This window comes from Mucilaginibacter paludis DSM 18603, from assembly GCF_000166195.2.
GTDB classification, from domain to species: domain Bacteria; phylum Bacteroidota; class Bacteroidia; order Sphingobacteriales; family Sphingobacteriaceae; genus Mucilaginibacter; species Mucilaginibacter paludis.
This window is the reverse complement of the sequence record NZ_CM001403.1, coordinates 5,134,404-5,147,677: the sequence shown is the minus strand read 5'-3', so window position 1 is coordinate 5,147,677 and position 13,274 is coordinate 5,134,404. Positions and strand designations below refer to the sequence as shown.

General features: G+C 41.6%; 15 protein-coding genes. 9 read left to right on the top strand and 6 right to left on the bottom strand.

Annotated features, from left to right (window positions below):
* Positions 1-36: 36 nt before the first annotated feature.
* The gene (locus tag MUCPA_RS21805; protein WP_157543961.1) at positions 37-228 is read left to right on the top strand and encodes a hypothetical protein; all 192 of its coding nucleotides are present in this window, start codon (positions 37-39) and stop codon (positions 226-228) included.
* A 7-nt stretch (positions 229-235) separates the two neighbouring features.
* On the opposite strand, the gene MUCPA_RS21800 is transcribed toward MUCPA_RS21805, so the two are convergent.
* Both MUCPA_RS21800 and recF read right to left on the bottom strand, forming a co-directional pair.
* Positions 236-526 carry a DUF721 domain-containing protein gene (locus MUCPA_RS21800; protein ID WP_008509367.1) on the bottom strand — a complete coding sequence of 97 codons (291 nt, stop codon included), beginning with the start codon at positions 524-526 and terminating at the stop codon, positions 236-238.
* The gene (gene recF / locus MUCPA_RS21795; protein WP_008509366.1) at positions 519-1,619 is read right to left on the bottom strand and encodes a DNA replication/repair protein RecF; all 1,101 of its coding nucleotides are present in this window, start codon (positions 1,617-1,619) and stop codon (positions 519-521) included. The genes MUCPA_RS21800 and recF overlap by 8 nt, the downstream gene beginning before the upstream one ends.
* Before the next feature lie 132 nt (positions 1,620-1,751).
* On the opposite strand from recF, the gene MUCPA_RS21790 reads away from it, so the two are divergent.
* From MUCPA_RS21790 to ytxJ, 3 genes are all read left to right on the top strand, one after another.
* On the top strand, positions 1,752-2,429 hold the full coding sequence (locus MUCPA_RS21790) for a tetratricopeptide repeat protein (RefSeq protein ID WP_008509365.1): 678 nt from the start codon (positions 1,752-1,754) through the stop codon (positions 2,427-2,429).
* Between the two features lie 167 nt (positions 2,430-2,596).
* Entirely contained in the window at positions 2,597-3,091 is a 495-nt protein-coding gene (gene ribH, locus MUCPA_RS21785; protein WP_008509364.1) for a 6,7-dimethyl-8-ribityllumazine synthase, read from the top strand.
* 240 nt (positions 3,092-3,331) lie between these two features.
* Positions 3,332-3,661 carry a bacillithiol system redox-active protein YtxJ gene (ytxJ, locus tag MUCPA_RS21780; RefSeq protein WP_008509363.1) on the top strand — a complete coding sequence of 110 codons (330 nt, stop codon included), beginning with the start codon at positions 3,332-3,334 and terminating at the stop codon, positions 3,659-3,661.
* Positions 3,662-3,867: 206 nt separating this feature from the next.
* On the opposite strand, the gene MUCPA_RS21775 is transcribed toward ytxJ, so the two are convergent.
* Positions 3,868-4,269 (bottom strand): OsmC family protein, encoded by a 402-nt coding sequence (locus MUCPA_RS21775; RefSeq protein WP_008509362.1) that lies wholly within the window; start codon positions 4,267-4,269, stop codon positions 3,868-3,870.
* A 98-nt stretch (positions 4,270-4,367) separates the two neighbouring features.
* On the opposite strand from MUCPA_RS21775, the gene lipA reads away from it, so the two are divergent.
* From lipA to MUCPA_RS21760, 3 genes are read left to right on the top strand one after another with little or no spacing between them, the layout of a single operon-like run.
* Positions 4,368-5,246 (top strand): lipoyl synthase, encoded by an 879-nt coding sequence (gene lipA / locus MUCPA_RS21770; RefSeq protein ID WP_008509361.1) that lies wholly within the window; start codon positions 4,368-4,370, stop codon positions 5,244-5,246.
* 24 nt (positions 5,247-5,270) lie between these two features.
* Complete coding sequence (locus MUCPA_RS21765) at positions 5,271-5,822, top strand: RNA polymerase sigma factor (RefSeq protein ID WP_008509360.1); 552 nt, start codon at positions 5,271-5,273, stop codon at positions 5,820-5,822.
* Positions 5,823-5,824: 2 nt separating this feature from the next.
* Positions 5,825-6,667 carry an anti-sigma factor gene (locus MUCPA_RS21760; protein ID WP_008509359.1) on the top strand — a complete coding sequence of 281 codons (843 nt, stop codon included), beginning with the start codon at positions 5,825-5,827 and terminating at the stop codon, positions 6,665-6,667.
* 118 nt (positions 6,668-6,785) lie between these two features.
* Here MUCPA_RS21760 and MUCPA_RS21755 read toward each other — a convergent pair whose 3' ends face one another.
* The 3 genes from MUCPA_RS21755 to uvrA all read right to left on the bottom strand — a co-directional run bounded on the left by MUCPA_RS21755 (position 6,786) and on the right by uvrA (position 12,333).
* Positions 6,786-7,364, bottom strand: coding sequence for a pyridoxamine 5'-phosphate oxidase family protein (locus MUCPA_RS21755; protein WP_008509358.1), 579 nt, complete (start codon positions 7,362-7,364; stop codon positions 6,786-6,788).
* Between the two features lie 222 nt (positions 7,365-7,586).
* Complete coding sequence (locus MUCPA_RS21750) at positions 7,587-9,092, bottom strand: bifunctional ADP-dependent NAD(P)H-hydrate dehydratase/NAD(P)H-hydrate epimerase (protein WP_008509357.1); 1,506 nt, start codon at positions 9,090-9,092, stop codon at positions 7,587-7,589.
* Positions 9,093-9,468: 376 nt separating this feature from the next.
* Positions 9,469-12,333, bottom strand: a complete 2,865-nt coding sequence (uvrA, locus tag MUCPA_RS21745; protein WP_008509356.1) for an excinuclease ABC subunit UvrA — start codon at positions 12,331-12,333, stop codon at positions 9,469-9,471.
* 216 nt (positions 12,334-12,549) lie between these two features.
* Between uvrA and MUCPA_RS21740 the strand changes: the two genes are divergently transcribed.
* Together MUCPA_RS21740 and MUCPA_RS21735 are read left to right on the top strand one after the other, a co-directional pair.
* Positions 12,550-12,843, top strand: coding sequence for a type II toxin-antitoxin system HigB family toxin (locus tag MUCPA_RS21740; protein WP_008509354.1), 294 nt, complete (start codon positions 12,550-12,552; stop codon positions 12,841-12,843).
* 57 nt (positions 12,844-12,900) lie between these two features.
* On the top strand, positions 12,901-13,266 hold the full coding sequence (locus MUCPA_RS21735) for a helix-turn-helix domain-containing protein (RefSeq protein ID WP_008509353.1): 366 nt from the start codon (positions 12,901-12,903) through the stop codon (positions 13,264-13,266).
* The last annotated feature ends 8 nt before the right edge of the window (positions 13,267-13,274 follow it).

Genomic DNA, 13,274 nt, shown 5'->3' with positions numbered 1-13,274 from the left:
TTGATTAAACAATTATTGGGGCTTGATATTCCTGTTATGAAAAAGCAACAAAAATTTATTTTTTACGCTATATCCATCGTTCTTGTGATGGTGTTTTCCTTATATGGGTTTCACTATCATCCCGAGGTACAATTGGTATTTTTAATTCCGGGAATATTTTTAATCATCTATTCGGCCATTTTAAATGACTTTCCATCCAGGGCGCGATCTTTCCACCGCGGAAGATAGCGAATCTTTATAAAAAGATAATATTCTCAACAATTACACTTCCCGCTTTTTCGTTAATCTTCTCGATGATTTGAGAGTGCATAATTAAAATTTCATTTTTTATGACAGACGACTCAATGCGCAGAAAAAGTTTTTTATCATAGATATAAATCTCTTTGGTGCGGTTAGCTACGGGTTTACCCATTAACTCCGGCCATGACGCTATGATGGAAGTTTCTTCAAACTTGCGTTTAATCTTATAAACATTAAGCATTTGCTCAATAGCTTCTTTCATCGATTTATCGTTCGCTTTACGCATAAACTATCCCCTTATCAACCTTAAATATACGGATCTGAACATCCAGATCATTAAATATCCTGCTTACCCGCTCGCCGCTGGTATCGGTAATAAAAACCTGCCCGAAATCGTTATTTGATACCATCTGCATCAGTTTCCGGGTGCGGTTCTCATCCAGCTTATCAAAAATATCATCAAGCAGTAACAAAGGTTTATAACCTTTTTGCTCGTTTAAAAAAGTGTACTGCGCCAATTTAAGTGCAATTAAAAAGGATTTTTGCTGCCCCTGCGATCCGAATTTTTTCATGGCCATACCATGGATGGTGAAATGCAGATCATCCTTATGCACACCATTGGTGGTGCGCTCCAATGCCCTATCGCGCTCGGTTGATTTTTTTAACAACTGCGCAAAGTCACCTGTTAGCAACTGCGACTCATAATTTAATTCAACCATTTCGGCCTCATCACTTATGAAACGATAATGGCGGTTAAATATACCAATAAAAACCTCCATGAATTTTTTACGCTTCTCAAATATCCTCGTTCCGGATAAAACCAATTGCTCATCATACACTTCCAGCATTTGCGGATCATAACGACCAGTATCGGCAATCAGTTTAAGCAACGCATTGCGGTTGAGCAAAATTTTATTGTAAGCGATTAATTCATCAAGATAACCATTATCTGTTTGCGATATCACATTATCGATAAACTTGCGGCGTTCCTCGCTTCCTTCAATAATAATGCTGATATCGTAAGGAGAGATCATCACCAGCGGAAATAAACCGATATGATCGGCCAGGCGCTGGTATTCTTTCTTATTTCGTTTAAATTGTTTTTTTTGATTGCGTTTCAATCCGCAAGCAATAACTTCGGCTTTATCGTCTTTACTGAATACGCCGTTAACCATAAAAAAATCAGCCCCTTGTTTAATTTGCTGACTATCTATCGGGTTAAAATAACTTTTACATAACGAAAGGTAATGCACGGCATCCAACAAATTAGTTTTGCCTGCACCATTGTTACCAGCAAAAGCGTTTACCCCTGGCTCCAAAATTATTTCGGCCTGGGTATAATTTTTAAAATTAAGTAAAGAGAGTTGCTTTAAATACATGGTAATAATGGTTCAAAGTTAATATTTAAGCCTGTTTATGACGGTAAAAAAGATTGTTATTATTTAAACAAGAATACCTATTGTTAAATTTTTCAAAAAACGTATTTTTGCAAACTTAATTTTAGAATAGAAATGTCAAACACCCAAGTGAATACACGTATTATGGAAGCAGATAAAGATTTTGGCCAAACTGGCAAATTTGTAAAAGATAACCAGAAAAGCCTCACCTTTATAGTAGGTACCATTGTAGCTCTTGTGCTTTTATACTTCGCGTATCAAAAATTTTATCTGGCTCCCCGCGAATCCGAAGCTGCCGATCAAATGCACGTAGCCCAGGATTATTGGGCCAAAAAAGATTGGGATAAAGCTATTAAAGGTGATGGCGGCTATCCTGGCTTCGAAAAAATAATCAGCGAATACAGCAATACTAAGGCCGCTAACCTGGCTTATTTCTACCTGGGTACTGCCTATTTAAATAAAGGAGAGTTTGGCAAGGCCATTGATAACCTGAGCAACTTCAGGGGCGACGACAGCGTAATATCCATTGAAGCTTTGGGCAGCACCGGCGATGCTTATGTTGAACTGAAAGATTTTGATAAGGCTGAAACCTATTTCAAAAAAGCATCCGAAAAAGCAAACAACGACTTTTTAACTCCTTTTTATCTTAAAAAATTAGCATTAGTATACGAAGCCAAAAAAGACTACAAATCAGCCGCTGATGCATTCCAAAAAATAAAAACAGATTTCCCGGCAAGTGCTGAATCACAAAGTGCAGACGAGTATATTGCCCGCGACCAAGCAAAACAATAAATTTAGTTAATGGGTTATTAGGTTACTAAGTTAATGGTTGACTTAATGGTTAATGAGTTACTAAGCTCTCATACTGGTTACTTAGTCATTTCCAATAACTTAATAACCCCAATAACTCAGTAACTTAATAACCTAATAACTTATCAACCAAAACAAGAAACACCGCCATGGCTACCCAGTTAAAAAACCTTTCCGATTTTTCTGATAGTGAGATCCCTTCTGCCGCGCCATTTCGTTTCGGCATTGTGGTATCGGAGTGGAACAGGGAAATAACCAATGCTTTGTATGGCGGCGCTTATCAAAGTTTAATTGACCACGGTGCCATACCCGACCAAATTTTCACTTACTCTGTTCCGGGAAGCTTCGAATTAACCGCTGGAGCCGATATGCTGTTAAAAAATTTAAAACTGGACGCCGTGATTTGCCTGGGCTGCGTGATACAAGGCGAAACCAAACATTTCGATTTTATTTGCCAGGCTGTTGCCAATGGTATCAGTAATGTTTCCATTAAATACAGCAAACCTGTTATATTTGGCGTGTTAACCACAGATAACCAACAACAAGCTGCTGATCGCGCCGGTGGAAAACATGGTAATAAGGGTGATGAAGCTGCCGTTACCGCCATCAAAATGGCCGACCTTGCCGAAACTTTAAACAACTAATCCACGTTTAACTATAAACCTGATATATAGTAAGGCAATGAAAAAAGTAATTTATATTATCGCCATCGTTTTCGCTCTGGGTGCTGTAACATCCTGCGCACACCAATTGTGCCCGGCCTATGGCCCTCAGCATGGCAAGTAACAGCCTTTTGTCAATTTTCAATATCAATTATTTTAAGCACAGTTTTTGCTTCACCTTTGTGGTGGCATAAGTACCACAAGGGAAATAATATTTGTATTATGAATTGGACATTATTAGAATCGGCTGATCAACTGGATACCATCAAACAAAATAGCGGTAACAGCATTATATTCAAACACTCCACACGCTGCTCTATCAGTATGATGGCTAAAAAGAGATTTGAACAGGATTGGGACAGCCTCCCCAAAGATGTTTCTCTTTATTTTTTAGATCTGATTAAACATCGCGAACTCTCAAACAGGATAGCTACCGACTTTAAGGTACACCACGAATCTCCACAATTACTTTTGATCAAAGATGGCGAATGCATCCTTGATCAATCTCATGGCGAAATATCTGTGGACGAAGCCGTTTCTGTGATTAACTAATTGAATGTGCAAATGATTTTTTAATGTGCGGAACGTGAAAATAATGTGCGGATGTTGCAAATGATTCTTTTAATATGCAGATGTGTAAATGATATTTTTAATATCCGGACTGTAAACAGGAAATTATCTTTAGTTGCTACCCATTTCGTACATTCATAAATCCTCGCACATCCTCACATCAACATTTACACATCTGCACATTTAAACTACCATCCAAAATTAACCGTTTTCAATAAGCTTTCGCTCAGGCTGTAGTAAACGGGGCAGGTAAGGGCAGCGTCTTCAAGCAGTTTCTTTTGCTCGTCGGTATAGTTTGATGGGAATGTAAACCGGACAACAATTTCTGATACACGGCGCGGGTTTGCTGCCATTATCTTGGTGATGGCGCATTTGGTGCCGTCCATATCAATATCGTTTTTTGCTGTGCGGATAGCCATGGTGGTGAGCATACAGGTACCGAGCGAGGTGGCCAAAAGGTCTGTTGGCGAAAATGCTTCGCCCTTACCCTGGTTATCGGTTGGAGCATCAGTAAGAATGCTTGTTCCCGACTGAACGTGTGTAGCCTCTGTGCGTAAACCGCCAAGGTATGTAGTTTCAATAGTAGCCATGATTGTTTTTATTTAGATTTTACAAATATTATCATTCAGGCGTAACAATTAAAACCTGTTGATGATTTTTATGACCTTAATTATCTATTTTTGCTCTCATGATTGAGTTACCGGTTGTTCCTGCAAACCAAACGCAACGCAAGCCCGATTGGCTAAGGGTAAAGTTGCCTGTTGGTAAAGAATATGCAAACGTTCGTGGTTTAGTTGATACCCATAAGCTACATACCATATGCGAAAGTGGCAATTGCCCTAACATGGGCGAGTGTTGGGGGGCGGGTACAGCAACATTTATGATATTGGGCAACATTTGCACCCGCTCGTGTTCGTTTTGCGCCGTGGCAACAGGAAGGCCGCTGGCGGTAGATCTGGAGGAGCCTAACAGGGTAGCTAATTCGGTAAAGCTAATGCAGGTTAAACACTGTGTTATTACCTCGGTTGATCGCGACGACCTGAAAGACGGAGGTTCTACCATCTGGGCGGAAACGATCAACGCCATCAGGCGCGAAAGCCCTACAACAACTCTTGAAACACTGCTTCCTGATTTCAGGGGAATCTGGGATAATTTAGACAGGGTGCTTGCTGTTCGCCCAGAAGTAGTTTCTCACAACCTGGAAACTGTAAGACGCTTGACTAAAGAAGTACGCATACAGGCTAAATACGACAGAAGCCTGGAATGTTTAAGCCGCATTGCCGAAACCGGCCTCAGAACCAAATCGGGTATTATGCTCGGCCTTGGCGAGTATGAGGAAGATGTGATACAAGCCATGCAGGATTTACGTGATGCAGGCGTGCATATTTTAACGCTCGGGCAATATTTACAGCCTACCAAAAGCCACCACCCGGTGATTGATTGGATAACGCCCGAAAAATTTACATTTTACAAACAAATTGGACTGGATATGGGTTTCAGGTATGTGGAAAGCGGACCGTTGGTTCGTTCATCCTATCATGCTGAAAAACATTTATTTGATTTCTAAGAAATCCTTTATACATTCATACCGTTGACCAAGAAACGTAAAATATCCCTTTCTGAAGAAGATTTAATTCTGGCTTTACGCAATCGCGAAAAAATCGCGGTTGAGGCGTTGTACGACATGTATTCATCGTCATTATTAGGCGTTATATCACGAATAGTTGTTGATACCGCTATTGCCGAAGACGTTTTACAGGAAACGTTTATTAAAATATGGAACTCATTCCAAAGCTACAGTACTGAAAAAGGGCGTTTATTTACTTGGATGGTAAATGTAGCACGTAATTTGTCTATCGATAAGGTACGATCAAAAGATTTTAAGAACCAGAATAAAAACCAGGAACTTGAAATTAACGTAACTCTTATTGACGAACAAAGAAACACGGCTTACAAGCCAGAACTGCTTGGTGTTAAAGACTTGGTTGAAAAACTGAAACCGGAGCAAAAATCTATTCTTGATTTGATTTACTTTAAAGGCTACACTCATGTTGAGGTAGCCGAGGAGTTGGGAGTGCCCCTGGGCACCGTTAAAACACGTTTAAGAATGGCTATCACGCAGTTACGCACATATTTTAATTGAAAGTGGAAGAGATTAAAGCATATATTGAGTCAGGAATTTTGGAACTTTATGTTCTGGGCGATATAAGCGCAGAAGAAAAGATCCAGGTGGAAGAGATGGCCTCAAAATATCCGGAAATTAAAACTGAAATAGCAGAAATTGAACGATCATTAGAGGCATACGCTTTGCAAAATGCCGTTGAGCCATCTGAAAACTTGCGGGACAGGGTAATGAATAGTTTGTTAACTAACTTTGCTGATGATACCAAATTCCCTACCAAGCCTTTCACCGAACCCGAGGAAACATACATTGCACGGGATAATATCCGCGCTTTACCCACTCCTAAAGTAAATGCATTTTATAAATATGCATTCGCGGCAAGTTTGGCTGCCTTAATTTTAAGTTTGTTTGCATTGTACAATACCAATGCCCGGCTTAAAGAGTCAGAGGGCCAGATAGCGTCTTTACAAAGCGCGAACCAACGCTTTGCCAACCAGGTTAATTTAATGGATAAAGAGATAAGCGTTCTGCACGATCCTGCCGTTAAACTGATTAAACTCCAAGGCACTGCAAAAACGCCTGCATCAAAAATGATGGTTGCCTGGAACCCTGTGCAAAAAAAGGTGATGATAGACCTGCAAAGTATGAAACTTGCAGAAAACGATAAAGATCACCAATACCAGTTATGGGCCATTGTTGATGGCAAACCTGTTGATTTAGGAGTATTTGATGCAAAAGCAGATACCACAGGAATGATGGAGATGAAACCAATTGCCAATGCTGTAATGTTTGCAGTAACACTTGAAAAACGCGGTGGCGTGATCAATCCTACAATGGATCAAATGGTACTGGCAGCTAAAATATAGTTTGCTAAGTCAATTGTACTTATTACAAGCATTGAATCAATAATTGACGTATTCTTGTTAAGCACGACTACCTCCTATTCTGTGTTATCTCCTATATTTTATCGTTGACGGAACCCGCTCATGGAATAATCCATTGGCCCTTCCATGAGCCATCAATGAGCTTAAATTGCGCCCGTCGATGTCCATCTTTTTTTAAACTCAGCCATTCTATAAAATCAACGGTGGTTATTACAACCGCAAAATTTAAATACGCATCTTCCGTATTGCTGCCTGAGTTTAAATGCTCAAGCCCATCTGTAGGATAATCCGTACTGGTTGATGGTGCGGGAACAGCCATATATAGTTTGCGAGCGTCCCCATTCACCTTTTGCCAATGAGATTGTGACACTTCATCCATGTGATGAATTATAGTATTTCCTAAAAGTTTGACTTGTACCCGTTCACTGCCATCATAAAACAACCAGTTTGCAAAGGGTACAGCGGTCAGATCAGTCATTTTTGATGAACGCTTGTCTGTGTAAAATACAAGCTGCTTTTCATCCGGCTTTACAGCGCGCAAAACAACTGTTCTCATACCGATAGATCCTTCACCCTGGGTACCTAACACCCCGGTATGAAAGGCATTATCATTAATCAAACTACCATATAGCAGCTTACCCCAGCATTGCGTAAAAACCTCACTTAAAGTATCTTCCAAGTTAATTAAAATTTAGTTAAATTAAAATGTAACTAATATCATTATTAATGCGTCTTATATTCAGAATTGCAACACATCAATTAATGATTTGGTAACAGTTCTTTAAGATAAACCCGCTTAGCTTTGCTACAGTTAATTATCTATCAAAAATAAAAAGTATTTCGTTCTTTATAAGGTCAGTTAAATAAGATCAAACGGCTGCATATACTACAGCCGTTTTTTTTATGACATTAATTTTGCCAAAGTTACAGGTATATGCTTTGCAAGTTGGCCAGCCAATACCGTATTCAATAAATGAGGCATAGCCAGCTCATCACCGGTTTTGCCATGCAGGTACGCTCCAATAATGCAAGCCTCCCCAGAGGTATATTTCTGTGCCAGTAATGAGGCTATCACCCCTGTTAACACATCCCCCATGCCGCCGCTTGCCATTGCAGGATTGCCTGTAGCATTAAAATACAACTTTCCAGATGGTGTTCCGGTAATGGTATACCTGTTTTTTAATAAAATATAAATCCCTAATTCGTTTGCCTTTTGGCGCATCGTTTCAAGCCGCTGCCACCAGCTTTGATGCTCACCGAACAGGCGGTCAAACTCTTTCATGTGCGGGGTGATGATGCTACCCTTCGGAATGTTTTTCAGAACCTCCGGTTTTTGCGCCAGCATGTTCAGGGCATCTGCGTCAACCACCATAGGTTTGTTAAATTCTTTAAACGCTTTTTCCAATAAGGCTAAACTATCAGCATCCGTACCCAGTCCGGGTCCGGCGGCCACTACATTAAATTTTTCCCATTTAATTTCCGGTTGATTTTTCCCGTCGCGCACTATCGCCATCACTTCGGCCAACGTCGTATTCAATGCCGTTAAACCGCTTTCGGGTATACATGCCGTAGTTAAACCTGCACCAGTATGAGCGCAAGCCGACGAGCAGAGCAACGCTGCCCCCATGGTTAACTGCTGCCCGGCTATAATCAGCGCGTGCCCGTAAGTACCTTTATGATCAAAAGATTTGCGTGGTTTTAACAATTGGCGGATATCTTTTTTACTGATCAACTGGTATGGGCTATCTAATGATTCGATAAAAGACTTGTTCAAGCCGATGTCCGCCACTTTAAAACGATCCATACATGATGCAGACTCGGGGAGTAAAAAATTAATTTTGGGCTGCTGAAAGGTAATAACAAGCCCGGTTTTTAAAACCGTTGCCCCGGCGGGCGGTGCACCATCTGTAAAAAAACCGGTGGGCACATCAACGGCCACTATCGTGCTGTTTAACTGATTAAGGGCATCAACCAGCCTGGCGTAGTCACCCTGTAAAGGTTTATTTAAGCCAGTACCCAACAAAGCATCAATAATAATATCCGACGATTCCTCCTGCAAAGGCGCTCCTGCATTAATTTCAAGCAATTTAATCCGCGTGTGCTTCAATTTCTCCAGGTTTGCTTTAAAATCAGGCGAAGCCTTATCAGAAAACCGGGCAATTTTTACCGAAACCTTTGGATAATGTGCACGTTTCAGCAAACGGGCAATAGCAAGGCCGTCGCCACCGTTATTACCTGTGCCGCAATACACCACTATACTTTTATCCTGATCCGGAAATTCTTTGATAAAAATGTCTACAAATGCCTTTGAAGCGCGCTCCATCAGGTCAACCGATGTAACGGGCTCCTGCTCGATGGTAAAAGCGTCGGCCTCGCGGATTTGTGATGAAATAAGTAAAGGTATCATATCATCTATAATTAAAATAGATTTGTTTTGTTTGATGGAGGGGTAAAACAAACCAATGTGTTTAAAACATTCTATAATGACGCCTTCCTAAACTATTGATTATCAATACACAAAAACTCACCATCTTGTCATCCCGACGCGAGGAGGGATCTTTTTCGCGCGATAAGTATACATCATATCCAACGCACTGATTACCCTGCCGTTCGTAGGCAGACGAGCGAACAGCGAAGATTTTAACCGGTAGTCAGAGGCTACCGGCATATATAGTCCGTAGACAGAGTCTACGGACAGCGATGGCATTATAAAATTTCAAGTCCTGCTAAGCACGATTGGAATCATAGTCGGTGCAGACGCCGACATCGGAGAAAAATTTAACTTACCGTTTCTTTTGCTTAGCTGTCAAATCCATTTCCTTTTTCAGGAACATCCCTGTAAAGCTATCCTTTACTTTGCATAAACCTTCTGGAGTACCTTCAAATAATATTTTACCTCCTCCAGCACCACCTTCGGGGCCCAGGTCAATCACATGGTCAGCCACCTTAATCACATCCAGGTTATGCTCTATCACCAACACCGTATTTCCTTTATCAACCAGCAGGTTAATTACACCGAGCAACACATTAATATCCTCAAAGTGCAAGCCGGTAGTGGGCTCATCCAAAATATAAAAAGTATTACCAGTATCTTTTTTAGATAGCTCGGTAGCCAGCTTTACCCTTTGCGCCTCGCCACCGGACAGTGTTGTTGACGATTGCCCAAGCGTAATATAGCCCAAGCCCACATCCTGCAAGGTTTGTATTTTGCGGTGAATGGAAGGGATATGCTCAAAAAACGGACAAGCATCTTCAATACTCATATCGAGCACATCGCTGATGGATTTGCCGCGATAGCGTACTTCTAAAGTTTCGCGGTTATAACGCCTGCCGTTGCATTCCTCGCAGGGCACTTGCACATCGGGTAAAAAGTTCATTTCAATTACCTTCATGCCGGCGCCCTGGCAGGTTTCGCACCGCCCGCCTTTTACGTTAAACGAGAACCGGCCGGGTTTATACCCCCTGATCTTTGATTCGGGCAATGCCACGTACAGGTTGCGGATATCCGAGAATACGCCTGTATACGTTGCCGGGTTGGAGCGCGGTGTACGTCCTATGGGCGACTGGTCAATCTCAATTACCTTATCAATATGTTCAAGCCCTTCAATTTTTTCGTAAGGCAGCGGATGTTTTTTAGCCCTGAAAAAATGATGATTTAATATAGGATACAAAGTTTCGGTAATTAAACTGGATTTACCGCTGCCCGATACGCCGGTTACGCCAATCAATTTACCTAAAGGAAACTCCACCGTAACCTTTTTTAAGTTATGGCCGGTAGCTTTTTTTAATATTACCGATTTACCGTTGCCCTCCCTCCTTTTCTCGGGAACGGCTATAGCACGTTCGCCATTCAGGTAGGATGTGGTGAGCGTATGTTCTTTCATCAACTGGGCCGGGGTTCCTTGCGCCACCACTTGGCCGCCATGTACACCCGCCGCCGGGCCCATATCAATCACATGGTCGGCTTCCAGTATCATGTCTTTATCATGCTCGACTACTAAAACGGTATTACCCAGGTCACGCAGGTTTTTCAGGGCGTTAATCAGCCTGTCGTTGTCGCGCTGGTGCAAGCCTATACTGGGCTCATCCAGAATGTACATCACGTTCATCAACTGCGAGCCTATCTGCGTAGCCAGCCTGATGCGCTGCGCCTCGCCACCCGATAAGGTTTTGGCGGTACGGTCTAAAGTTAAATAGCTTAAGCCCACATCAAGCAAAAAGCCTATCCGGGCGCGTATTTCCTTTAAAATCTCTTTGGCAATTACATTCTGCCGCTCATTCAGCCTGTCTTCCAGACCGGTAAACCAATCGCGCAGGGTATTGATATCCATGCTGGCCAGCTCAAATATATTTTTGCCGTCAACCTTAAAATGGAGCGATTCCTTTTTTAAACGGGCGCCATCACAAACAGGGCAGCTTTTCAGTACGCGGTAAGCTTCCATATCGCCTAAGGCATCCTCGCCGCGCTTTTCCTGCTGCTCTTCCAGCATCTTGATAATACCATCAAAAGTAATCTGGTAGTTTTGCACGTTCCATTTATTATACTCCACCGGAACGGTTACCAACTCGTGCGATCCGTTCAGTATCATTTCGAGGGTTTCGCGCGGCAGTTTTTCTAAAGGTGTTGATAAGGCAAATTCGTACTTTTTGGCCAAGGCCTTCAATACCTGGAAAATCCAGGTTTCGCGGTATTCACCCAGCGGAGCCAGGCCACCGTTCATGATGCTAAGCTTAGGGTTGGGTATAACCGATGCCTCGTCAATCTCAAAAATATAACCCAGGCCATCGCAACGCTCACAGGCACCGTAAGGTGAGTTGAACGAGAAAGTATTAGGCTGAGGCTCATCATACGATATTCCCGAAACCGGGTCCATCAGGTATTTACTAAAATAGTATAAATTGTTTTCTTTATCCGCTATGCGGATAATGCCTTTTGCCAGCTTTAACGCGCTTTGTATCGATGTTTGTAAACGCTTAATATCCTTATCGGTTACAACAAGCCTGTCAACCACAATATCAATATCATGGATTTTGTAGCGGTCAACCTGCATTTTAGGTTCAACGTTCAGCATTTCGCCATCAACCCAAACCTTTAAAAAGCCCTGCTTGCGGATCTGCTCAAACAGCTCCCGATAGTGCCCTTTACGGCCCTTTACTGCTGGGGCAAGGATATTAATGGGCTGCTCTCCAAATTTCTCAAGAACGGTTTTTAAAATCTGCTCTTCCGACATGCGCTCCATCTTCTCGCCCGATACATACGAATAAGCCTCACCCGAGCGGGCATACAGCAAACGCATAAAATCGTAGATCTCGGTAATGGTACCCACGGTAGAACGCGGATTTTTGCTGGTAGTTTTTTGCTCGATGGCGATAACTGGGCTCAGCCCCGAAACTTTATCCACATCCGGACGCTCCATGCCCCCCATAAACTGACGCGAGTAGGCCGAAAATGTTTCCATATACCGGCGCTGCCCTTCGGCGTAAATGGTATCAAATGCCAGGGACGACTTACCGCTGCCACTCAACCCGGTAATAACCACCAGCTGATTGCGCGGAAATGAAACGTCAATATTTTTTAAATTATGTACCCGGGCTCCATAAACTTCAACTTCACTTTGCTCGCCAAGGTCAACAGGTTTTTCAATCATATAATTTGCAGAAGACAATTTATAAACTTACTTATACTTAACAAGTTTTAAAAATTTGAAAGTATCTAAAAAGCCTGCAAAGATAATCAAAAAAAGGGTGCGATAGGAATATTGGGCAAGGGCGAGGATGATTATTAGTTAGATACAAAATATCACACATCTAAATAAATTTTAGACATTCTAAATAATTTCTATTTTTGTAATATAGAATATACAATGGTGGTAATTAGTTATGCTACGCTGCGCGAGTTTTATACCATTCATGCAGATGCAACAGACGCATTGAACAATTGGTATCGTATCTTGCTCCGATCCGATTGCTCAAATTACCATGAAATGAAAGTACTGTTTAATTCGGTGGATTCGGTAGGTAATGATAGATACGTTTTTAACATCCGGGGAAATAACTATCGAGTAGTAGCACTTATTTTTTTTGATATTCGAACCGTTTATATCCGATTTGTTGGTACACATACCGCCTACAACAAAATTGATTGTGCTACGATATAAAATAGCGGATTTACCGGCAGAGAATATAGCAGATTATCTATTATATTGATTGTGAAGATGGAAAAGATAACTAACGATGCCAGCTACAACGAAGTAATGGCAAAAATTGATAGCCTTATGGCTAAAGGGAGTCAAAATGTTTCCAAAGAAGAATTGGAAAAAATCCACGCACTGGCCCTTTCCGCTCAAGCCTTTGAACAGGAAAAATATATAATTGACGCCCCTACTACTTTGACTGGAATGATTGAAATGCGAATGTTTGAATTGAAACTCAAACAAAAAGATCTTGCCGAAAAGTTAAATGTAAGTAACGCCAAACTTTCGCTCATTATGAATGGTAAACAAAGACCGGATATCGCTTTTTTAAAGGCTGTTCATATCCAATTACAGGTAGATGCTAACTTCATTTTAGAACATGCCTGATATAAGCA

Bases quoted from the DNA above. Each gene is read 5' to 3' on its own strand.
- uvrA (WP_008509356.1), bottom strand. From the start codon at position 12,333: ATGATTGAAAAACCTGTTGACCTTGGCGAGCAAAGTGAAGTTGAAGTT.
- ytxJ (WP_008509363.1), top strand. From the start codon at position 3,332: ATGAATTGGACATTATTAGAATCGGCTGATCAACTGGATACCATCAAA.
- recF (WP_008509366.1), bottom strand. From the start codon at position 1,619: ATGTATTTAAAGCAACTCTCTTTACTTAATTTTAAAAATTATACCCAG.
- MUCPA_RS21790 (WP_008509365.1), top strand. From the start codon at position 1,752: ATGTCAAACACCCAAGTGAATACACGTATTATGGAAGCAGATAAAGAT.
- MUCPA_RS21805 (WP_157543961.1), top strand. From the start codon at position 37: ATGAAAAAGCAACAAAAATTTATTTTTTACGCTATATCCATCGTTCTT.
- MUCPA_RS21740 (WP_008509354.1), top strand. From the start codon at position 12,550: ATGGTGGTAATTAGTTATGCTACGCTGCGCGAGTTTTATACCATTCAT.
- lipA (WP_008509361.1), top strand. From the start codon at position 4,368: ATGATTGAGTTACCGGTTGTTCCTGCAAACCAAACGCAACGCAAGCCC.
- MUCPA_RS21775 (WP_008509362.1), bottom strand. From the start codon at position 4,269: ATGGCTACTATTGAAACTACATACCTTGGCGGTTTACGCACAGAGGCT.
- MUCPA_RS21750 (WP_008509357.1), bottom strand. From the start codon at position 9,092: ATGATACCTTTACTTATTTCATCACAAATCCGCGAGGCCGACGCTTTT.
- ribH (WP_008509364.1), top strand. From the start codon at position 2,597: ATGGCTACCCAGTTAAAAAACCTTTCCGATTTTTCTGATAGTGAGATC.
- MUCPA_RS21735 (WP_008509353.1), top strand. From the start codon at position 12,901: ATGGAAAAGATAACTAACGATGCCAGCTACAACGAAGTAATGGCAAAA.
- MUCPA_RS21800 (WP_008509367.1), bottom strand. From the start codon at position 526: ATGCGTAAAGCGAACGATAAATCGATGAAAGAAGCTATTGAGCAAATG.